The 19,942-nt window shown below is 57.9% G+C and carries 18 protein-coding genes and 3 tRNA genes; 7 read left to right on the top strand and 14 right to left on the bottom strand.

The genetic code is table 11. The annotated features are described in order from the left end of the window. Positions 1-10 precede the first annotated feature (10 nt). The 7 genes from mprF to I6L34_RS20010 all read right to left on the bottom strand — a co-directional run bounded on the left by mprF (position 11) and on the right by I6L34_RS20010 (position 5,644). Complete coding sequence (gene mprF, locus I6L34_RS19980; protein WP_216955217.1) at positions 11-2,560, bottom strand: bifunctional lysylphosphatidylglycerol flippase/synthetase MprF; 2,550 nt, start codon at positions 2,558-2,560, stop codon at positions 11-13. Positions 2,561-2,713: 153 nt separating this feature from the next. Then, positions 2,714-2,896, bottom strand: coding sequence for a hypothetical protein (locus I6L34_RS19985; protein WP_076494658.1), 183 nt, complete (start codon positions 2,894-2,896; stop codon positions 2,714-2,716). Between the two features lie 54 nt (positions 2,897-2,950). Continuing rightward, positions 2,951-4,276: a two-component system sensor histidine kinase RstB gene (gene rstB, locus I6L34_RS19990; protein ID WP_216955218.1), complete on the bottom strand. Its 1,326-nt coding sequence runs from the start codon at positions 4,274-4,276 to the stop codon at positions 2,951-2,953. Positions 4,277-4,297: 21 nt separating this feature from the next. Further along, positions 4,298-5,008, bottom strand: coding sequence for a two-component system response regulator RstA (rstA, locus tag I6L34_RS19995; protein WP_058057434.1), 711 nt, complete (start codon positions 5,006-5,008; stop codon positions 4,298-4,300). A gap of 316 nt (positions 5,009-5,324) precedes the next feature. Further along, positions 5,325-5,400: transfer RNA gene (locus tag I6L34_RS20000), tRNA-His, on the bottom strand. 53 nt (positions 5,401-5,453) lie between these two features. After that, a tRNA-Arg gene (locus I6L34_RS20005) sits at positions 5,454-5,530 on the bottom strand. 37 nt (positions 5,531-5,567) lie between these two features. After that, positions 5,568-5,644, bottom strand: a tRNA-Pro gene (locus I6L34_RS20010). Positions 5,645-5,857: 213 nt separating this feature from the next. Between I6L34_RS20010 and folD the strand changes: the two genes are divergently transcribed. Next, positions 5,858-6,712 carry a bifunctional methylenetetrahydrofolate dehydrogenase/methenyltetrahydrofolate cyclohydrolase FolD gene (gene folD, locus I6L34_RS20015; RefSeq protein WP_005346435.1) on the top strand — a complete coding sequence of 285 codons (855 nt, stop codon included), beginning with the start codon at positions 5,858-5,860 and terminating at the stop codon, positions 6,710-6,712. A 116-nt stretch (positions 6,713-6,828) separates the two neighbouring features. Here folD and cspD read toward each other — a convergent pair whose 3' ends face one another. Then, a complete protein-coding gene (cspD, locus tag I6L34_RS20020; RefSeq protein WP_005300025.1) occupies positions 6,829-7,047 on the bottom strand; it encodes a cold shock-like protein CspD in 219 nt (72 codons plus the stop codon). 229 nt (positions 7,048-7,276) lie between these two features. Between cspD and clpS the strand changes: the two genes are divergently transcribed. Further along, entirely contained in the window at positions 7,277-7,594 is a 318-nt protein-coding gene (clpS, locus tag I6L34_RS20025; protein WP_058057436.1) for an ATP-dependent Clp protease adapter ClpS, read from the top strand. A 59-nt stretch (positions 7,595-7,653) separates the two neighbouring features. Beyond that, the gene (gene clpA / locus I6L34_RS20030; protein WP_005351201.1) at positions 7,654-9,909 is read left to right on the top strand and encodes an ATP-dependent Clp protease ATP-binding subunit ClpA; all 2,256 of its coding nucleotides are present in this window, start codon (positions 7,654-7,656) and stop codon (positions 9,907-9,909) included. Positions 9,910-9,977: 68 nt separating this feature from the next. On the opposite strand, the gene infA is transcribed toward clpA, so the two are convergent. The 3 genes from infA to aat all read right to left on the bottom strand — a co-directional run bounded on the left by infA (position 9,978) and on the right by aat (position 11,685). Further along, on the bottom strand, positions 9,978-10,196 hold the full coding sequence (gene infA / locus I6L34_RS20035; RefSeq protein WP_005300033.1) for a translation initiation factor IF-1: 219 nt from the start codon (positions 10,194-10,196) through the stop codon (positions 9,978-9,980). Positions 10,197-10,264: 68 nt separating this feature from the next. Next, positions 10,265-10,981 (bottom strand): arginyltransferase, encoded by a 717-nt coding sequence (locus I6L34_RS20040; protein WP_040066402.1) that lies wholly within the window; start codon positions 10,979-10,981, stop codon positions 10,265-10,267. Beyond that, positions 10,978-11,685: a leucyl/phenylalanyl-tRNA--protein transferase gene (gene aat / locus I6L34_RS20045; protein ID WP_058057437.1), complete on the bottom strand. Its 708-nt coding sequence runs from the start codon at positions 11,683-11,685 to the stop codon at positions 10,978-10,980. The genes I6L34_RS20040 and aat overlap by 4 nt, the downstream gene beginning before the upstream one ends. 19 nt (positions 11,686-11,704) lie before the next feature. Here aat and I6L34_RS20050 point away from each other — a divergent pair, with 19 nt between their 5' ends. Then, positions 11,705-12,175 (top strand): glycine zipper 2TM domain-containing protein, encoded by a 471-nt coding sequence (locus tag I6L34_RS20050; RefSeq protein ID WP_005337104.1) that lies wholly within the window; start codon positions 11,705-11,707, stop codon positions 12,173-12,175. 108 nt (positions 12,176-12,283) lie between these two features. Here I6L34_RS20050 and I6L34_RS20055 read toward each other — a convergent pair whose 3' ends face one another. The 3 genes from I6L34_RS20055 to ald all read right to left on the bottom strand — a co-directional run bounded on the left by I6L34_RS20055 (position 12,284) and on the right by ald (position 15,845). Next, positions 12,284-13,531 carry a diguanylate cyclase gene (locus tag I6L34_RS20055; protein WP_058057438.1) on the bottom strand — a complete coding sequence of 416 codons (1,248 nt, stop codon included), beginning with the start codon at positions 13,529-13,531 and terminating at the stop codon, positions 12,284-12,286. Positions 13,532-13,593: 62 nt separating this feature from the next. After that, a complete protein-coding gene (gene trxB, locus I6L34_RS20060) occupies positions 13,594-14,544 on the bottom strand; it encodes a thioredoxin-disulfide reductase (RefSeq protein ID WP_019445530.1) in 951 nt (316 codons plus the stop codon). 185 nt (positions 14,545-14,729) lie between these two features. Continuing rightward, positions 14,730-15,845, bottom strand: a complete 1,116-nt coding sequence (gene ald, locus I6L34_RS20065) for an alanine dehydrogenase (protein ID WP_005351212.1) — start codon at positions 15,843-15,845, stop codon at positions 14,730-14,732. Between the two features lie 150 nt (positions 15,846-15,995). On the opposite strand from ald, the gene lrp reads away from it, so the two are divergent. The 3 genes from lrp (at position 15,996) to lolA (ending at position 19,895) form a co-directional block, all read left to right on the top strand. Beyond that, on the top strand, positions 15,996-16,487 hold the full coding sequence (gene lrp / locus I6L34_RS20070) for a leucine-responsive transcriptional regulator Lrp (protein WP_005300047.1): 492 nt from the start codon (positions 15,996-15,998) through the stop codon (positions 16,485-16,487). Positions 16,488-16,689: 202 nt separating this feature from the next. Next, a complete protein-coding gene (locus tag I6L34_RS20075; protein WP_058057439.1) occupies positions 16,690-19,206 on the top strand; it encodes a DNA translocase FtsK in 2,517 nt (838 codons plus the stop codon). Positions 19,207-19,286: 80 nt separating this feature from the next. After that, positions 19,287-19,895, top strand: coding sequence for an outer membrane lipoprotein chaperone LolA (gene lolA, locus I6L34_RS20080; protein ID WP_058057490.1), 609 nt, complete (start codon positions 19,287-19,289; stop codon positions 19,893-19,895). Positions 19,896-19,942: the final 47 nt, after the last annotated feature.

The following is a 19,942-nucleotide window of genomic DNA, read 5'->3' on the forward strand; positions in this document are numbered from 1 at the left end:
GGCCATGCTCCTATTTCTTTATCAGCCCCAGCGGGCCGCGGCTAATCAGGGTGATCAGGTGAGTCAGGGTTCTGGGCAGTACCAGCTTGCTGCTGCAGAGCAGGTAGCGGGGTTCCCAGCGGGGCGAAAATTTCTCCTTGTAGCGTCTGAGCCCCTGAAAGTTGTAAAAACGGCTGCCACGGACGAACAGGGTATTGCCAAGGCGGGCCCAGTAGCTGTTGAGCGGGTGATCGTTGAACCCGGACATGGGGGCCATCCCCAGATTGAAGCTGGCGTACCCTTGCGCCTTGCCCCACAGCAGCAGCTCGACAAAGAGAAAATCCATGATGGGAGCGGTGCCGGTATCCAGGCTGTAGCGCATCAGATCGATGGAGAGCATCTCCTTGTTATCGCTCACCCATAGGTTGGCAAAGCCGACGATCTGCCCCTCGTGCCATACCAGCGCAGCCGGGCTCAGAGTCAGGTAGTCAGGCTCGAAACGGCCGACCGAGAAGCCCTTCTCCTTGCCCATCTTGCTCTGCAGCCAGGTATCGGAGACGGTCTGCAATCTGGGCAGCAGGGGGGCCACGGCACCTGCCTCGACCACCTCGAAGGTCAGTCCTTCCCGTTTGCCCTTGGCGTGGCTCTGGCGCAGGTTGCGCAGCCGGCTGCCCGCCAGATCGAAGGTAGCCAGATCGACCATCGCCTCTTCACCGAGCTTGAAGGGGATCAGCCCCAGCTCCAGATAGAGCGGAAGATAGCGGGCCGAGACCTGATAAAAGACCGGGTTGGCGTCGTGCTCGTCGCACCGCTCGCGAAATTGCCAGAGCAGCTCTTCGATTTGCTCGGGGCGGCCGACCGGATCCCCCATCACAATCCAGCTGTTGCCCTCGATGCCATACATCAGGAAGGCGTCACCGGCGGGGTGGAACAGCAGGGATTTGTCCTGTAGCTGGGCCAGATAGCCGTGGATCCCCCCTTCGCGTACCACCAGCTCGTGGGCGCGCGCCAGCGTCTCCTTGTCCGGCTTTTCACCGACTACGCGCAGCGGCGCAAGCAGCTGGGCAACCCCGGCCACGGCCAGCACGGCCACCACGCTCCCCATGGCGCGCAGGCCGCGGGCAGCCCCGCCGTGGGGCGAGAAGTGGAACCAGAGGGCGTGGTCATACTCCACCTGACGGTAGGAGAAGAGCAGCAGCCACAGCGCCCCCAGCAACACGGCGCCGACTGAAATAAGCCAGCCCGGGGTGTACTGGGGATAGAGCAGCGACCCCTTGCGATAGAAGAGAGAGCGGCAGGGGGTCATGATGAGCAGGAAGCTGCCAAGCAGCAGGGCTGACTCCCAGTCTCCCCCCTTGAGCAGGGAGAAGGCGATACCCAGAGCCAGCAGCAGCTGGGTGATGCGAAACGCGGCGTCGTGACGGCGATAGAGGCTGCGCGCCAGCAGGATCAGGAGGATACCGCTCACGCTGCCGAGCACGTGGGAGAGCTCCAGCAGATGGAGCGGTAACACCTGCAGCCACACTTCGATGTGGCTGCGCATGGTCGGGATCATCCCCGAGCAGAGCAGCAGGCTGCCGGCGGCGAAGGTGCCCATGCTGATAAGAGCGGGCAGAAATTCGCGTACTGCGCTCATCAGCCCCTGTAGCCGCTGCCAGCGCGCTTTTTGTTGCAGCATCTCCTGACTGGTAAAGAGCAGCAGGGCACAGAGAAAGGGAAGCAGGTAATAGATGCAGCGATAGAGCAGCAGCGAGGCGAGCAGCTTGTCGGTTGGCAGGTAGTTAGCCAGCAACAGGCTCATGCTCGCTTCGAACACGCCGATCCCGCCCGGCACGTGGGCCAGCACCCCGAGGAAGCTGGCCAGCACGAAGGCACTGAGCAGCACGGGGTAGGGGACGCTATCTGCAGGCAACAGCACAAACAGCACGGCGGCGGCGGCCATCCAGTCGGCCAGCGCGACCAGCAGTTGCAACAGACGTATCCGAAAGCCCGGCAGGGTCAGGGTGTGTTTCCGCAAAGAGAGACGTGGGGCGGGCCAGCAGAGGTAGCAGGTGACCAACAGCAGAGCCATGACGCCCGCCAGCCTGAGCAGGGTATCTGCCCACTGCGGCCAGTCAGGCAGCAGCTGTGATACATCGCAGGTCAGTAGGGCGCCACCTCCCCACGCCAGCAGGCCGAGGAAAAAGGTGATGGAGCAGAACAGCACCACTCGGGCTACCTCACCGGTCGCCAGACCGAGAGCTGAGTAGAGCCGATAGCGTACCGAGGTGCCGGTCAGCAGGGCAAATCCCAGGGTGTTGGAGAAGGTGTAGGCGATAAAGGAGGTGATGCTGACCTGTTGCCAGGGAAGGCGCTTGCCCAGCGCATGGAGCGCCAGCATGTCATAGCTGCAGAGGCAACCATAACTGAGCAGGGTCAGCAACAGGGCGCCCGCCAGTCGCGGCAGGGGTTGGGACCAGATGGCCACACGAATATCGTGCCAGTGCCATGCCTGAGTCAGGTGATACAGCACGGTCAGTGCGGTGCCGAGCAGCAGCAAGCTGCACAAGGGGCCGAGCCATTTAAGCAGATGACGCCACATGCCATGTTCCTGTGGTCATTGACCGTTTCCCGCAAAGGGGGAGCCGGGTCGTGGATCCGGTTTGGACGAGGGAGGCGCTCGTCAGGAAAATTTCGGGAATAGATGGAAAGGGAGGCGTCAGCCTCCCTCTGTGTTATCCAGTGACCGGTTGGATCACTTGGTTTTCGGCGCGACTTTGACGGCAGGGGTCTTGGCGTGGGTGGTTTTATGGTGTTTTTTCACCACCTTGGTCTGGGTCGCCTGCGGTGTGGCTGTCTTGGTCGGAGTGGCCGCCATGGTGAAACCGGAAGTGAGGGCGAAGACGGCTGCCAGGGTCAGGGGAATGATCTTTTTCATGTTCAATTTCCTTATTCGGGTTGATGTTATGGAGCGTTCTCCATGACAGTCATCCTATGACGGTTGCAGCGGCCCTTCAGTGAGCGGTTGGTGACGGTTTGTATCCAAATGTACAGGCAGGGTGAGGCAGAAGCGGGCGCCGTGGTCACTGGCCAGCAACGCCACATCCCCCCCGTGATGACGGGCAATGCTGCGCACGATGGCCAACCCCAAACCAGTGCCGCCGGTGCGACGATCCCGGCTCTGATCAAGGCGTACGAACGGCTCGAAGATCTGGGGCGCCAGCGCCGGATCGATCCCCGGCCCATTGTCGCTCACCTCCAGCAGATAGTTCTCCTGCAGCCGCGAGATGGAGAGGGTAACCTCGCTCTCGGCGTAGCGCAGAGCATTGCCGATCAGGTTCTCCACCGCGCGCGTCAGCAGACGATGATCGCCGCACCAGGGCATGTGACGTGGCGGCAGATCGAGGGTGAGCCTCTTCTCGGGGGCCAGCGCTTGCCAGTCGCCAAGATGCGCTTGTGCCCAGTGGCTGAGTTCAAGCTCGTCGCGCTGCAACGGCAGCTCCGGCCTGTCCAGCTTGGCGTAGGTGAGCATCTCTTCGATCAGGGCGTCCAGCGCTCCCAGATCTCGCTCCAGCGCCTGCTGCTCCTGCTCGGCAGGGGCAGGATCGAGCATGGCAAGCCGATAGCGCAACCGGACCAGCGGGGTGCGCAACTCGTGGGCGATGGCATCGGTCAGTTGCTTGCGGCTGGCAATCATGGCCTGCAATTGGGTCGCCATTTGATCGAAGGTGCGTCCCACCCGGGCCAGACTGCTGCCCGGTGGCAGATTGGTTCGGCAGGAGAGATCCCCATCGCCTACGCGACGTGCGGTTTGCTCCAACTGCTGCAAGCCGCGCCAGTGGGGACGCAACCAGAGCAGAATGGGCAGGCCGAGGGATAGGCCGATCACCAGCAGCAGCCCCACATCGACCCAGTGCAGCTCGTGCAGGTAGGAGAGGTAGGGTACAGGGCCGACAATCAGCACCCGATCGGTATCGGGGATGCGCTGCAGGAAGGTGTCATCCTCCTCGACGATGACAATATTGCCGGCGGCCAGAAAGGCTTGATCCTCGCTGGTCAGGGGCTGGCGCACCAGCTCGCCGATCTTGAGGGGGAGGGTAAACTGACTGCTCTGCTCGGCCAGTCGATCGGGCCAGCGCTCTGGCGGGGTTCTTGCCAACTCGCCGGTCAACAGGCCAAGAGAGCCTTGCATCATGCGTTCGAGATAGCGATCACCCGCCCGTTCGGCGGTCACCTGATAGACCACGCCTACCAGCAGGATGGCCAGGGTGAAGCAGCCGATCAGCAACAGATAGAACTGGATAAAGAGACGGCGCATGGCGGTGCTCCCGAAAGAGGGTTATTCCCAGGCGTGGGGGACGAAGAGGTAGCCTTTCTGGCGCACCGTCTTGATCCGGGTCGGGTTGTCGGGGTTATCACCCAGTTTGCGGCGCAGGCGGGAGATGGCCACATCCATGCTGCGATCCTGACCGTCGTACTCCCGGCCGCGCAAGCTGCGAAAGAGGGCTTCCCGACTCAAGATTTGGCCCGCGTGGCAGGCGAGCTCCCACAGCAGATCAAAGTCGGCGGTCGAGAGAGCAATGCTCTCGCCATCGAGGCGCACATCTCGCCCCGGGCCATCCACCCGCAGCAGACCAAATTGCAGTTGCTGGGGAACGCTGCTGGTGGCTGCCGGTTGGGTTGATGCTTGCTGGTGCTGGCGAAACTGCACCCTCAGTCTGGCCAGTAGCACGGGGGGCGGGGTGGTTTTAAGGATGTAGTCGTTGGCGCCCAGCTCCAGACTTAGGATCTGGTTCATGTCGCTATCCAGCGAGGTGAGCATTACGATGGGGCCGTCGAAGCGCGGCCGCAGATCCCGACAGAGGGACATGCCATCCTGCCCCGGCAACATGATATCGAGCAGCACCAGATCGGGCTGTTCGGCCTCGACCCGGGCCAGCGCCATATCCCCTCTGGGCTCGAGGAGCACATCCATATCGTGGCGACCGAGCCAACTGCTGATGAGCTGGCCAATCTCGGGATCATCTTCGACAAAAAGAATGCGTTGCATAGAAAAGCTCCAACGGGAAGCAGGAGAGAAGAAGAGCGATCAGCATATCAATGGCGCTTGGGAAATACAGAAAAAGAACCAGGCAGGCTGATGTGCGGGGGAGCGTGGTTGTGTCATCGATGGGGAGAAGCACATCGTGACAAATGGGCAGAGCCGCGTTTATCGATCTGGAGGATGATGGCCTTGCAGACAAGGCAAGGCGCTGTCGGGCGCAAAAACAAAAAAACCGGCCAAGGCCGGTTTTTCGTGGAGCAGACCAGAAGGTCACTGCACCAAGTCGATGGACATCACCTTGCGGCTATTATCGACATAATAATGGGGTGGCTGATGGGGCTCGAACCCACGACAACCGGAATCACAATCCGGGACTCTACCAACTGAGCTACAGCCACCACTAAAATCTTCATCAACACTCGCCAATCCAGAAGGAAAGGGGGAGCATCAATGGCGCGCCCTGCAGGATTCGAACCTGCGACCCACGGCTTAGAAGGCCGTTGCTCTATCCAACTGAGCTAAGGGCGCTTTGTATCAACACGTCTTGACGACAAGTTGATGAACATGGTCGGTGATAAAGGATTCGAACCTTTGACCCTCTGGTCCCAAACCAGATGCGCTACCGGGCTGCGCTAATCACCGAAAATCCCTGACCAGCATATCGACATGAGTCGTACTGGGCAACGGGCGGGCATCATAGCCAAGCGTAAGGGCCAGCGTCAACGACTTTTTCCCCCAGTAAATTCAAGTGCCTACTTATTGCCCGCTACAGGTATGGCGTGCGTCTGCCGCTAACATCCCGGCTAAAAAAATGCGACAATGCGCGGCAGTTGAACACATGGTGAGTGGAGAACGATGTCTGCCAAAATCATAGATGGAAAACAGGTTGCGCAAACGATTCGCAGCCAGGTCGCGGCGCAAGTCCAACAGCGGTTGGCGGCAGGGAAACGGGCTCCAGGGCTGGCAGTCATTCTGGTGGGGGCGGATCCCGCCTCTCAGGTCTATGTCGGCAGCAAACGTCGGGCGTGCGAGGAGGTGGGTTTTCTCTCCCGCTCCTATGACCTGAGTGCCACTGCCAGTCAGGAAGAGCTGCTGGCGCTGATTGATCAGCTGAATGCGGATAGCCACGTAGATGGCATTCTGGTTCAGCTGCCGTTGCCGGATCACTTTGATACCACTCAGGTGCTGGAGCGGATCCAGCCTGACAAGGATGTAGATGGATTTCACCCGTATAACGTCGGCCGTCTGGCCCAACGTATTCCGGCGCTGCGCCCCTGCACTCCGAAAGGGATCATGACACTGATCGAGACCACCGGCGTGAAGACACATGGTCTGCATGCGGTCGTGGTGGGAGCGTCCAACATAGTGGGGCGTCCCATGACCCTCGAATTGTTGCTGGCGGGCTGCACAACCACGACCTGTCACCGTTTTACGCGGGATCTGGAAGATCAGGTTCGCCGTGCCGATCTGCTGGTTGTTGCGGTCGGCAAGCCCAATTTCATACCTGGCGAGTGGATCAAACCGGGAGCGCTGGTAATCGATGTGGGCATCAATCGCTTGGCTGATGGCTCGCTGGTCGGGGATGTAGAGTTTGAGACGGCGCGCAGCCATGCCTCCTTCATTACCCCGGTACCCGGTGGCGTGGGCCCGATGACGGTCGCCAGCCTGATGGAAAATACCCTGATCGCCTGCAGTGAATATCACGACTGATCATGGCTGGCGATAACCTGTGATCCCATGAGGAGGCAGGATTCGCCAGAAATCTGACAATAAAAAACCGGTTGCTCAGAGAGGAACCGGTTTTTTATTTATCCAACGGGTGTTATTTACATATTTTGTGCTTCGTTTGGCACAATCACAGAGGCGTGATTTCCTTTCGGCCCCTGTTGCAGTTCAAAATTGACAGCCTGACCCGCTTTCAGGGTCTTGTAGCCCTCCATTTGAATCGTGGAGTAGTGAGCGAAGATATCCTCACCGCCCCCTTCCGGACAGATAAACCCAAATCCTTTTGCGTTGTTAAACCACTTAACTGTGCCGGTTGCCATACTTCTACATCCTTTTATTGATTACCCAGAAGTCGTTGAGTAACCTGCGCCAGCCCTTTATAACTAGGGACATGAGCCCATAGCAGACGGGCACAGATTAGCAAGTAACCAATCTAGTCTAACTTTTGAGCGAGTCAAGAAGTTGTTAACAGCTGATGTGATCTGGTTAACAAGTCTATTGACAACCTTGTGTTAGACGGTAGTAATCTAGAGGTACCAAAGCGCGATTATGAGCAAGCAGAAAGAACTCTTTGCTAATGAAGAGATTGCAGAAGCAGAGAAAACAAAGCTGCAGCCGCCACCCATGTATAAGGTTGTGTTGAACAACGATGACTACACGCCCATGGAGTTTGTGGTGGAGGTGCTGCAAAAGTTCTTTGGTATGGATTTGGACAAGGCGACTCAGGTCATGCTGAGTGTGCATTATAGTGGTAAGGGTGTCTGCGGCATATTTACCGCAGAGATCGCCGAAACCAAGGTTGTCCAAGTCAACACCTATGCACGTAACAACGAACATCCACTGCTCTGTACTATGGAAAAGGCTTGAATCTGATGACTTGATGGCGAGTGTGACACCACATTGTAGCTGTACTAGGGGAGGTGCCTATGTTGAATAAAGATCTAGAAAAGACGCTGAACGAGGCTTTCAAACTGGCCCGTGACGAGCGCCACGAATTCATGACCGTCGAGCACCTGTTGTTAGCCCTTCTGGATAACAGTTCAGCCCATGAGGCGCTGAGCTCTTGTGGTGCCGATGTTGAGCAGATGCGCAAGGAGATCCGCGCATTCATCACCCAAACCACTCCGCTCATACCGCGCGATGATGAAGATCGTGAAACCCAGCCGACACTGGGCTTCCAGCGCGTGTTGCAGCGTGCCGTCTTCCATGTGCAATCCTCCGGCAATACCGAAGTCAGCGGCGCCAACGTGCTGGTCGCTATCTTCAGTGAGCAGGAGTCACAAGCTGCCTATTTCCTGAAAAAAGCCGAGATCAGCCGTCTCGACGTCGTCAATTTCCTCTCCCACGGGGTGCGCAAGGACAGCAAGCCGGATCTCGGCAGCAATAACAATCCCGAGTCTGATGATGATGTTTCGACCGCACAGATCGAGAGCTTTGCCACCAACCTGAACCAGCTGGTGCTGGAAGGGCGCATCGATCCGCTGATTGGCCGTGATCAGGAGCTCAACCGTACCATTCAGGTGCTTTGCCGTCGTCGCAAGAACAACCCGCTGCTGGTGGGTGAAGCGGGCGTGGGTAAAACCGCCATTGCCGAAGGTCTGGCCTATCGCATCGTCAAGGGGGATGTCCCCGAGGTGATTGCGGGCAGTACCATCTATTCGCTGGATATGGGTTCTCTGCTGGCGGGCACCAAATACCGTGGTGATTTCGAGAAGCGCCTCAAGGTACTGCTCAAGCAGATTGAGCGTCAGGAAGGGGCCATTCTCTTTATCGACGAGATCCATACCATCATCGGTGCCGGTGCGGCATCCGGTGGTCAGCTGGATGCCGCCAACCTGATCAAGCCGCTGCTTTCCAATGGTTTGCTCCGCTGTGTGGGATCCACCACTTATCAGGAGTACGCCCAGATCTTCGAGAAAGACCGTGCGCTGGCCCGTCGCTTCCAGAAGATCGATATTGTCGAGCCGACTATCGATGACACCACTCGCATCCTGATGGGGCTCAAGAGTCGCTATGAAGCCCACCACGGCGTGCGCTATACCGCCAAGGCGATCCGTGCAGCTGCCGAGCTCTCTGCCAAGTACATCAATGATCGTCACCTACCCGACAAGGCGATCGATGTGATCGACGAGGCGGGTGCCGGTCAACGGTTGCTGCCTGCGAGCAAGCGCAAGAAAGTGATCAATGTGCAGGAGATTGAGTCCATCGTAGCCAAGATCGCCCGCATTCCGGAAAAATCAGTCTCCTCTTCAGATAAAGAAGTACTTAAGAACTTGGAACGCAATCTGAAGATGGTGGTCTTTGGTCAGGATAAAGCCATCGAGGTGCTGACCGATGCGATTCGCCTGTCACGCTCCGGACTTGGCAACGAGCGTCGCCCGGTTGGTTGCTTCCTCTTTGCTGGTCCTACCGGTGTTGGTAAAACAGAGGTGACCCAGCAGTTGGGCAAGGCATTGGGTGTCGAGATGCTGCGCTTTGATATGTCCGAGTACATGGAACGCCACACCGTCTCACGCCTGATTGGTGCGCCTCCCGGCTATGTCGGTTTTGAGCAGGGGGGTCTGCTGACCGATGCGGTGATCAAGCATCCTCATTCCGTTGTGTTGCTTGACGAAATTGAGAAAGCTCACCCGGACGTATTCAATCTGCTGTTGCAGGTGATGGACAACGGCACCTTGACCGATAACAACGGGCGCAAGGCGGATTTCCGTAACGTCATTTTGGTGATGACTACCAACGCCGGTGTGCAGGAGACCCAGCGTAAATCGATTGGCTTCCAGCAACAGGATTTGAGCCACGATGCCATGGCGGTGATCAACAAGACCTTCAGTCCGGAGTTTCGTAACCGGCTTGATCACACCATCTGGTTCAACCATCTCGATATGACGGTGATCCATCAGGTGGTCGACAAGTTCATTGTCGAATTGCAGGTTCAACTGGATGCGAAGGGAGTTTCTCTCGAGGTGTCCGAGCGTGCCCGCCACTGGTTGGCGGAGAAGGGATATGACAGAGCCATGGGCGCCAGACCGATGGGGCGGGTGATCCAGGAGCACCTCAAGAAACCCTTGGCCAACGAGATCCTGTTCGGTTCACTGGTTGACGGGGGAATTGTGAAGGTTGAGTTGGTAAATGACAGCCTCAGCTTTGATTTTCAGGTCAATGTTGAAGCTGTTTCCCACTAAGCGTCAGTGATCAGAAAACGACAAAAAACCCCAACCGAAAGGTTGGGGTTTTTTGCTGAATTCCTGGCTTAGCGAGAGCGGAAAACAATACGTCCCTTGGAGAGATCGTAGGGAGTCAGTGCTACCGTTACTTTGTCTCCAGTCAGGATACGAATGTAGTTTTTGCGCATCTTGCCTGAAATATGAGCGATAACCACGTGACCATTCTCCAGTTCCACACGGAACATGGTATTGGGCAGGGTTTCGAGAATAGTGCCCTGCATCTCAATACTGTCTTCTTTAGCCATTGAATCCTCTTGATAAGCCACAACAAAAAACCGCTGGATCATGCCGGATTTAAGGCTATGTGTAAAGTTTACTCGGGCTTGGTGTCGATATTTTTCCATTCCCCCTGAATTAACAGTTCATGAGGGAGGTAATTGCGTTTGTAATTCATCTTGCGACACGCCTCTACCAGATAGCCAAGATAGAGCCAGCTTCGCCCGGTTCGCCTGGCCAGATCGAGCTGGCAGAGGATGGCAAAAGTGCCCAGGGAGCGATCGGCATAGTCAGGATCGAAGAAGGTGTACATGGCGCTCAAGGAGTGGGGCAGCAGGTCTGTGGTGGCTACACCGATAAGGCGGCCCTCTTTGCGCATCTCCAGGTAGAGCGGCGGCATCCAGTCACAATGGAGAAACCCGCGATACTGGCTGCGGTTGGGGGGATACATGCTGCCATCGTGGTGGCGTTCGCGGATATAACGTTCGTAGAGCAGGTAATACTCGGGCTTGTCGTCGTAGCTCAGGACGATCTCGATATCTTTGTTGAGCTGGCGGATCCGCTTCTGGCCACGGCTGGGACGAAAGCGCTCGCTGTGAATTCGAAGGGATTGGCAGGCATGGCACGCCGGGCAGTGGGGGCGATAGATGTCGTTGCCACTGCGGCGAAAACCGGCAGTCAACAATCTCTCGTAGCCGTTGGCGTTGAGCAGATTGTGATCCATCAGTACCAGCAATTGCTCCTGCTCATGGTCCAGATAACTGCAGGGATGCTTGGGAGTCAGCCCTACTTTAAGGATCACTTCTTCAGTCATAGGCTGATCTCCCCCTCTTGCCAGCAGGAAGCCAACAGTGGTTGATGGCCAAGGCGCGCCAGCTCGGCCAGAAAACGGGCCCTTGGCCACTCCTCGATACCCAGGGTCGCCAGAAACGGATTCTGCATCTGGCAATCGATAAGTGCTCCACCATGGAGTGAAAAGTGTCGACAGAGTGCCACCATGGCAAGTTTGGCGCCGTTATCAATCCGGCTGAACATGGATTCACCGCAAAACAGTCGGCCGATAGAGAGGCCATACAGTCCCGCTTGCAGCTCTCCTTCCTGCCAGATCTCGATCGAGTGGGCATGACCCAGCCGATGCAACTGCTGGTAGGCCTCGATCATGGGCTGGCTGATCCAGGTGCCATCGGCAGTGCGACGAGGGGCGGCGCAGGCGGTGATGACTTCATTAAAGGCGCGATTGACGGAAATATCGAATGGGGTACGGCGGATAATCTTCTGCAGTGTCCGCCCCACATGGAGTTGGTCGGGACGGATCACCCCGCGGGGATCCGGTGACCACCACAGGGTCGGCTGGTGGGGTTCATTCCACGGGAAGATCCCCTTGTGGTAAGCTGCCAGCAATCTGGCCGGGGAGAGATCTCCGCCGATCGCCAGCAAGCCGTTGGGCTCTTCCAGCGCATGGTTGGGGTCGGGAAACCAGCAAAGCTCATCATCCAGTTGGGTAAGATAGCGAGACATAAGGCAACGAGGTTCATAGATGAAGGCCATTATCCTGATAGTATCCAGCTTGCTCTGCTTTGTCACGGCGCCCGCCGGGGCGGAGGTCTACCAGCGCAATACCGCGCGGCCGGTCAATCAGGTGGTGTTTGGTCAGGTCGAAACGGTGCGCAATATTACCCAGCGCCAGATCCTGGAGTCCGAGCACTCTGGCTGGAAGACGCTGGGTGGTGCCGTGTTGGGCGGCTTGCTGGGCAACCAGTTTGGCGGCGGTCATGGCCGTGAGATCGCCACCGCCGTCGGGGCGCTCGCTGGTGCTGCGGCTGCGCAGCAATACCAGTCCGGGGGAACCGTGGTGGAAAACAAGTTGGTGGAGCTGCTGATCCGCAACGAGCAAAATGCCCTTATCAACGTGATCCAGGATTATGATCCCGCCATGGTCTTTGCCAATGGAGACAAGGTGCGCATTCTCTACTTCGATGATGGGGTGCGGGTCGACAAGACTTACTGACTTTCGATAGTCATGGTGATGGGGAGACTGTGGCAGGAAAGGAACCCGCAGACTCTCCTGCCGGAAAGTCTGTCGGGCGGTAATACACGGGACTGATGCCCTGAGGATTCAGATAGTTATCTCTTGAGAGACTATCTTGTCGCGACCGGTGTTCTTTGCCTGATAGAGCAGCCGATCCGCTACGCTCAGCGCCTCGTCCATGGATATCCGCCCGACGCTGATCACGCCGTAACTGGCGCGAACAAAGAGCGGGGTTTCCGGTGACAAAGGTTGCTGGCGCAGCTGCTGACGCAGCCCTTCAAGACGCTTGATCAACACGGGGACGGTACAGTGAGGCACCATCATGGCAAACTCCTCTCCGCCAAAGCGGGCGATCATGGCATCGGGGAAGAACTGGGTCAGTAGCCGGGTCAGATGGCAGAGCAGTTGATCGCCGATGGCATGGCCCCAGTGATCGTTGACCTGCTTGAAGTGATCCACATCGAGCACACAGAGTGCAAGAGGCGTCTGCAGGCGCTGATGCTCTTCAAACCATTTTTGCCCTTCGTTGAACCAGTAGCGCCGGTTGTAGAGACCGGTCAGGTAATCACGATTGGCTGACTCCTGAATGCTGTTGAACTGCTCGAGCGCTTCCAGATTGTGGCTGACCCGACACTGCAGTTCTTCCGGCTCGAACGGCTGGTTGAGAAAGTCGTTGGCGCCCTGCTTGAGGTAGCGAGCAGAGAGACCGCGCTTGTCCGAGACCGAGATCCCGATAATCGCGAGCTGCTGCTTGCTGTATCGCTCTCTCAGCATCCGCACCAGACTGATGCCATCGATATCCGGCATATAGTAGTCGACGAGTGCCAGCCGGATGTCCGGGTGTTGCTCCAGCATCGCCATCGCTTCACGGGCATGACTGGCCTCATGCACCTGCAACAACTGCTTGCGCAACTGGGCCATGGTGCGGTGACGGGAGGTGCGTGAGTCGTCGACCACCAGCACTTCGATCGACTGGTTGAGATAGAGGCGGTGCACCAGACTGACGGCATATTGCAGCGAGTGGCGCGAATCCTTCATCACATAGTCCAGCACGCCGGTTTCCAGCCAGGCGGCACGTTTATCCTCGCTGATGTCGGCAGTGAGGATCACCACCGGCAAACCTCGAGCAAGCAGCTCGTTGACCGCTTCGCCACGGGGCGCATCCGGCAAGGTCAGGTCCACCAGCGCGACCACATACTCCTCGCCCCGGCAGTGACGGGCACCTTCGAGGGTATCGAAGGCGTCAATCTCGAGGCCAGTTTGCTGGGCAATGGCCTGAGTCAGCATACGGCGGATGGTCAGGCTATCTTCGACAATCAATATCTTCTGTTTCATTAGACTCCTTCAAATAAAAAAGGCATACCGACTGGTATGCCTTATATCACAACTACGCTTATTTATTGCGCGTCAAGGTAGCGTTCGGCATCGAGGGCTGCCATGCAGCCGGTACCGGCAGAGGTGATCGCCTGACGGTAGTTGTGGTCGGCCACGTCGCCGGCAGCGAAGACACCTTCAATGCTGGTCTGGGTGGCAAAACCGTCGAGGCCGCCACGTACCTTCAGATAACCGTTTTGCATCTCCAGCTGGCCATCGAAGATCTGGGTATTGGGCTGATGGCCGATGGCGATGAAGACGCCCATCAGCGGCAGCTCGCTGGTACTGTTGTCCTGAGTGTTGCGCAGGCGCACACCGGTGACCCCCATCTGATCGCCCAGCACTTCGTCCAGGGTCTGGTGGGTGTGCAGCACGATATTGCCGCTCGCGACCTTGTCGTGCAGACGCTTGATCAGGATCTTCTCGGCACGGAATTCGTCGCGGCGGTGGATCAGGTGCACCTTCTTGGCGATGTTGGCCAGATACAAAGCTTCTTCAACAGCGGTGTTGCCGCCGCCGATCACCGCCACTTCCTGATTGCGGTAGAAGAAACCGTCACAGGTGGCACAGGCAGAGACGCCGCGCCCCTTGAAGGCCTCTTCGGAGGGTAGACCCAGATACTTGGCGGAGGCGCCGGTCGCGATGATCAGGGCATCGCAGGTGTACTCGCCGTTGTCGCCCTTGAGACGGAACGGGCGCTGAGTCAGTTCGACACTGTTGATGTGATCAAACAGGATGCGGGTGTCGAACTTCTCTGCATGCTCTTTCATGCGCTCCATCAGGGCCGGGCCTGTCAGCCCTTCCGGATCACCTGGCCAGTTTTCCACTTCGGTGGTTGTGGTCAGCTGACCACCTTGCTGCATGCCGGTGATGAGCAGGGGATTGAGGTTGGCGCGGGCGGCGTAGACGGCCGCGGTGTAACCGGCCGGGCCTGACCCTAAGATCAGCAATTTGCTGTGAGTGACTTGGCTCATGATGTCATTTCCGGGATGTGATGAGTTTGCGCGATTGTAGGTAATTCGTGATCCGGGGTCAAAGGCTGGTGAGTCGATTGCACTAATCGTGTTCACAAGGGGTGACATGCAAAATAAAGGAATAAAAAAACCGCCCATCGCGGGCGGATTTTCACTCATCTCCAACTGGCGCAGGCCAGCGCAGATCAGTTCAGCAGGGTCAGGGGATCCGTGTAGGCAAGGCCATGTGCCACGGCCACTTCCTTGCAGGTGAGCTTGCCCTCCATCACGTTGAGCCCGTGCAGCAGGTTGGGATCGTTCAGCAGTGCCTGACGATACCCTTGCTGTGCCAGCTTGATGATAAAGGGGAGGGTGGCATTGTTGAGCGCCACGGTCGAGGTGCGGGCCACCGCCCCTGGCATGTTGGCGACACAGTAGTGCACCACCTCATCGACGATATAGGTCGGATCCTGGTGGGTGGTGGCGTGGGAGGTTTCCACACAGCCGCCCTGATCGATGGCCACATCGACGATGGCAGAACCCGGCTTCATGCGCGCAATGTGGTCACGGCGGACAAGTTTTGGCGCAGTGGCACCCGGTACCAGCACACCGCCGATGACCAGATCGGCCGCCAGCAGATGGCGTTCCAGCGTCTCGCTGTTGGAGTAGACCACCTTGGCCGCTCCCTGGAACTCGTTATCGAGACGACGCAGGGTATCGACGTTGTTGTCGAGGATGGTCACATCCGCGCGCAGGCCAATGGCCATGCGGGCTGCATTGGAGCCGACCACGCCGCCGCCGATGATCACCACCTTGGCCGGTTCGACACCGGGTACGCCGCCGAGCAGCACACCGCTCCCACCGCGCGATTTTTCCAGCGCTTGGGCACCCGCCTGAATAGACATGCGTCCGGCCACTTCCGACATGGGGGCCAGCAGGGGCAGGCCGCCACGGCCGTCGGTGACGGTTTCATAGGCGATACAGATGGCGCCGCTTTTCAGCAGGGCTTCGGTCTGGGGCAAGTCTGGCGCCAGATGCAGATAGGTGAACAGGGTCTGACCCGGACGCAGCATGGCACATTCGACAGGCTGAGGTTCCTTGACCTTGACGATCATCTCGGCTTTGGCGAAAACCTCTGCTGCAGAGGCCAAAATTTCGGCTCCAACAGCGATATAATCTGCATCGCTGAAGCCAATGCCGTTTCCGGCACCGCTTTGGACGAAAACAGTATGGTTTCGTGCTGTCAGTTCACGTACACTGGCCGGAACCATGCCTACGCGGTATTCATGGTTTTTTATCTCTTTAGGTACACCGATAATCATGCTATCCCTCGTCTATAGATTGGTGTTTCATGTTGCCAAAATGTTAACCAACATTTGCGCCTAGTATATTCAGGTATTGACAGGATTTGTGACCATAATTATAAAATGACTGGTGATTCTTACCAAAAAATAGCCAAAGGATGGAATAAAATGATGGAAGCTAAGAGTCGGCTAAAGGATTTGGACAGGATTGACCGCAACATTCTTAATGAACTGCAAAAGGATGGCAGGATTTCGAATGTTGAGTTGTCCAAGCGAGTTGGCCTGAGTCCTACACCGTGTCTGGAACGGGTTCGTCGCCTCGAGCGACAAGGTTATATCGAAGGATATGCCGCTATTCTGAACCCTCATTATCTGGACGCATCTCTGCTGGTGTTTGTAGAGATAACCCTCAATCGCGGGGCGCCTGATGTGTTTGAACAGTTCAACAAGGCTGTTCAGGTGCTCGAAGAGATCCAGGAGTGTCATCTGGTTTCCGGTGACTTCGACTATCTGCTCAAGACCCGGGTAAGCGACATGTCGGCCTATCGCCGCCTGCTGGGTGAGACCCTGCTGCGTCTGCCCGGTGTCAATGACACCCGCACCTACGTGGTGATGGAAGAGGTCAAGCAGAGCAGTCGTCTGGTGATCAGCACCCGATAAAGCAGGTTATGCCGTGGTATCTTTTCCATATGAGACACCATGACAGTCAGAAACGAGCGGCCGGTCCGCTCGTTTCTTCTTGTAAAGATAATTGCAAATATGGCCCCGTCCCATCAGGCTCTGGCTGACAATCGATGGGCTTTTCGGGGATACTAGGCCCCCTTATTTCCTGCATTACATGTTTTCAGAAAGGAGCCGGAGTTTGGCCGATAAAAAGCTGTTTACTCCTTTATCAGGTACACAACGGATCTTCGAAGCCGTCTTGATCGCCATCACCCTGATGGCTGCTTATCTTCTGCTTGCCCTGTTGTCCTATCATCCCGCTGATCCCGGCTGGTCCCAGACCTCCTGGCAAGGGGAGGTGAAGAACCTCGCCGGTAGTGCCGGTGCCTGGCTCGCCGACATCACCATGTTTACCTTTGGTGCCTTCTCCTATCTGGTGCCGCCGCTGGTGGTGCTGCTGGGCTGGAGTCTGTTCTGGCGCCCGAGCCGTCTGCTCGATGTGGATTACCTCACCCTGGGGGTGCGGATCATCGGCTTTATCCTGACCGTGCTCGGCATGTCGGCCATTGCCAGCATGAACTTCAACGATATGCAAAACTTCTCCGCCGGTGGTCTGGTGGGGGATGTGATCGCTTCAGCCGTGGTGCCGCTGTTTGGCGGCGTCGGGGCCAACCTGATGCTGCTCTGCTTCGTGGCAACCGGCATCACCCTGTTTACCGGCTGGTCCTGGCTCACCATCGTCGAGCAGATCGGCGCGGCCTGTACCGGTTCGGTCAGCGCCGTTTACAACTTCCCGACCACCCTCGGCCGCTGGCTGACCGGTGGCTGGCGTCAACCCCGCAACGAGGGGCCGGATCCCTTGCTGGAAGGCGGGGTAGGGGCCATCGCGTTTGATGACGAGGAAGATGAGCCGCACACCAGCTGGACTCGCAAGCCCAAGGCCAAGAACCAGAAGGCTGCCGCCGAAGAGTGGCTGCCCGAACTCGACGACGATACCTTCGAGTTCGATCCCCAGTTTGATGATGAAGATGATGAGCCGGTTCCGGCTGCCAAGCCGAAACGTGCGGTGGCGGCCGCCAATGGTCGCCGTCAGCCGGTACTGGCTGTGGCCGATGACGATGATGAGGACGATCTGGATCTGCCCTGGGCCAAAGGGGACGACGAGGTTGCCGCGCCGGTAGCCGTCGCACCAACCAAGCCCAAGCGTCGTCCGCAGTCAACAATGCCGCCGTTACCGAGTATCGAACTGCTGGACAGACCGCCAGCCAAGACTCAGATGATGAGCAAGGATGAGCTGGATCGCATGGGCCGTCTGGTGGAGGCCAAACTTGCCGACTACAACGTGCAGGCCAAGGTGGTGGGTGTCTATCCGGGTCCGGTCATTACCCGTTTTGAACTGGATCTGGCTCCGGGCATGAAGGCGAGCAAGATCACCAACCTCTCGCGCGACCTAGCACGTTCCCTCTCTGCCAGCAGCGTGCGGGTGGTGGAAGTGATCCCGGGTAAAACCTATGTCGGTATCGAGCTGCCCAACCGGGTGCGTCAGACCGTTTACCTGCGCGAAACCCTTGACTGCGATGCCTTCCGCGATAGCCGCAACCCGCTCACCATGGGCCTGGGTCAGGACATCGCAGGGGAGCCGGTGGTGGTGAACCTGGCCAAGATGCCGCACCTGCTGGTGGCCGGTACCACAGGTTCCGGTAAGTCGGTGGGGGTGAACACCATGATCATCTCGATGCTCTACAAGTCCTCCCCCGATGATCTGCGCTTCATCATGATCGACCCCAAGATGCTGGAACTCTCGGTCTACGAAGGGATCCCGCATCTGCTGACCGAGGTGGTGACCGACATGAAGGACGCCGCCAACGCACTGCGCTGGTGCGTGGGTGAGATGGAGCGCCGTTACAAGCTGATGTCGGCTGTCGGGGTGCGCAACCTCAAGGGCTACAACGACAAGGTACTGGCCGCCATCGAGGAGGGGGAACCCCTGCTGGATCCGTTGTGGCGTCCGGGTGACTCCATGGATCAGATGCCGCCGGAGCTGGAGAAGCTTCCCCACATCGTGGTGGTGGTGGACGAATTTGCCGACATGATGATGATCGTCGGCAAGAAGGTGGAAGAGCTGATCGCACGTATCGCCCAGAAGGCGCGGGCCGCAGGTATTCACCTCATTCTGGCAACCCAGCGTCCGTCGGTGGATGTCATCACCGGTCTTATCAAGGCCAATATCCCGACCCGGATCTCGTTCCAGGTGTCGAGCAAGATTGACTCCCGTACCATCATCGATCAGGGCGGCGCCGAATCCCTGCTCGGCATGGGCGACATGCTCTACATGCCGGCCGGTACCTCCAACCCGACCCGGGTACACGGTGCATTCGTCGATGACCACGAAGTGCACAAGGTGGTGGCAGACTGGAAACTGCGCGGCGAGCCGAACTACATCGAGGAGATCCTCTCCGGTGAGTCGGGTGGCGAAGGTGGCAGCGGCGAATATGGCGGTGGTGGCGATGAAGAGCTCGATCCCCTGTTCGACGAAGCGGTCGCTTTTGTGGTGGAGTCCCGCCGTGGCTCGACCTCCAGCGTCCAGCGCAAGTTCAAGATTGGTTACAACCGGGCAGCCCGTCTCATCGAGCAGATGGAGAATCAGGGCATCGTCAGCTCACCGGGTGGCAATGGTCAGCGCGACGTGCTGGCACCGCCGCCGGTGCGGGACTAAGCCTCACCGTTTCATACTATCCCTGGCCATGCCCTCCGCGGGCGTGGCCTTTTATCGAGAGCGTCTTTATGAAGAGCGTGATGAGAAAACAACTGTTGATGGGTACCGTGCTGCTGATGGCCAGCAGCCAGGTGTGGGCCGATGCGGCCAGCGATCTCAAACAGAAGCTGGCGGGGGTGAGCCTCTTCTCCGCCAAATTTGCCCAGACCGTCTATGACAGCAAGGGCAAGGAGCTGCAAAAGGCCAGCGGCGACCTGCTGGTGCAGCGGCCAAACCGTTTCAACTGGCACACCACCTCGCCGGACGAGAGTCTGATCGTGGCCGATGGTCAGGATGTCTGGGTCTATGATCCCTTCGTCGAGCAGGTGACCGCCCTCAAGCTGAAAGATGCGGTGCTCAACACCCCCTTTATTCTGATCGCCGGCAATGACGACAAGTTCTGGAAGAACTATGACGTGACCCAGCAGGGGGATGTCTACACCGTCACCAGCCGCAACAAGGATGAGCTGATTGCCTCCTTCCGTGTCACCTTCGACAGACAAGACAACATCAGTCGTTTCGATGTGAAAGAGGCGCAAGGACAGTGGAGTGAATTCACCCTGAGCAGCTTCAACCGCAAGCCGGTGCTCAAGGGCAACGAATTTGTTTTCAAGATCCCGAAGGGGGTCGAGCTGGACGACCAGCGCTAATGAGCAAGCGGTCGTTGGATTGCTCGCCACTGCGCCAGTCAAAGGCG

This window comes from Aeromonas sp. FDAARGOS 1404, assembly GCF_019047085.1.
GTDB lineage: Bacteria > Pseudomonadota > Gammaproteobacteria > Enterobacterales > Aeromonadaceae > Aeromonas > Aeromonas veronii.

What these genes read in the sequence shown, in the direction of transcription:
- mprF (WP_216955217.1), bottom strand. Translation starts at nt 2,560, where the DNA reads ATGTGGCGTCATCTGCTTAAATGGCTCGGCCCCTTGTGCAGCTTGCTG.
- I6L34_RS19985 (WP_076494658.1), bottom strand. Translation starts at nt 2,896, where the DNA reads ATGAAAAAGATCATTCCCCTGACCCTGGCAGCCGTCTTCGCCCTCACT.
- rstB (WP_216955218.1), bottom strand. Translation starts at nt 4,276, where the DNA reads ATGCGCCGTCTCTTTATCCAGTTCTATCTGTTGCTGATCGGCTGCTTC.
- rstA (WP_058057434.1), bottom strand. Translation starts at nt 5,008, where the DNA reads ATGCAACGCATTCTTTTTGTCGAAGATGATCCCGAGATTGGCCAGCTC.
- folD (WP_005346435.1), top strand. Translation starts at nt 5,858, where the DNA reads ATGTCTGCCAAAATCATAGATGGAAAACAGGTTGCGCAAACGATTCGC.
- cspD (WP_005300025.1), bottom strand. Translation starts at nt 7,047, where the DNA reads ATGGCAACCGGCACAGTTAAGTGGTTTAACAACGCAAAAGGATTTGGG.
- clpS (WP_058057436.1), top strand. Translation starts at nt 7,277, where the DNA reads ATGAGCAAGCAGAAAGAACTCTTTGCTAATGAAGAGATTGCAGAAGCA.
- clpA (WP_005351201.1), top strand. Translation starts at nt 7,654, where the DNA reads ATGTTGAATAAAGATCTAGAAAAGACGCTGAACGAGGCTTTCAAACTG.
- infA (WP_005300033.1), bottom strand. Translation starts at nt 10,196, where the DNA reads ATGGCTAAAGAAGACAGTATTGAGATGCAGGGCACTATTCTCGAAACC.
- I6L34_RS20040 (WP_040066402.1), bottom strand. Translation starts at nt 10,981, where the DNA reads ATGACTGAAGAAGTGATCCTTAAAGTAGGGCTGACTCCCAAGCATCCC.
- aat (WP_058057437.1), bottom strand. Translation starts at nt 11,685, where the DNA reads ATGTCTCGCTATCTTACCCAACTGGATGATGAGCTTTGCTGGTTTCCC.
- I6L34_RS20050 (WP_005337104.1), top strand. Translation starts at nt 11,705, where the DNA reads ATGAAGGCCATTATCCTGATAGTATCCAGCTTGCTCTGCTTTGTCACG.
- I6L34_RS20055 (WP_058057438.1), bottom strand. Translation starts at nt 13,531, where the DNA reads ATGAAACAGAAGATATTGATTGTCGAAGATAGCCTGACCATCCGCCGT.
- trxB (WP_019445530.1), bottom strand. Translation starts at nt 14,544, where the DNA reads ATGAGCCAAGTCACTCACAGCAAATTGCTGATCTTAGGGTCAGGCCCG.
- ald (WP_005351212.1), bottom strand. Translation starts at nt 15,845, where the DNA reads ATGATTATCGGTGTACCTAAAGAGATAAAAAACCATGAATACCGCGTA.
- lrp (WP_005300047.1), top strand. Translation starts at nt 15,996, where the DNA reads ATGATGGAAGCTAAGAGTCGGCTAAAGGATTTGGACAGGATTGACCGC.
- lolA (WP_058057490.1), top strand. Translation starts at nt 19,287, where the DNA reads ATGAGAAAACAACTGTTGATGGGTACCGTGCTGCTGATGGCCAGCAGC.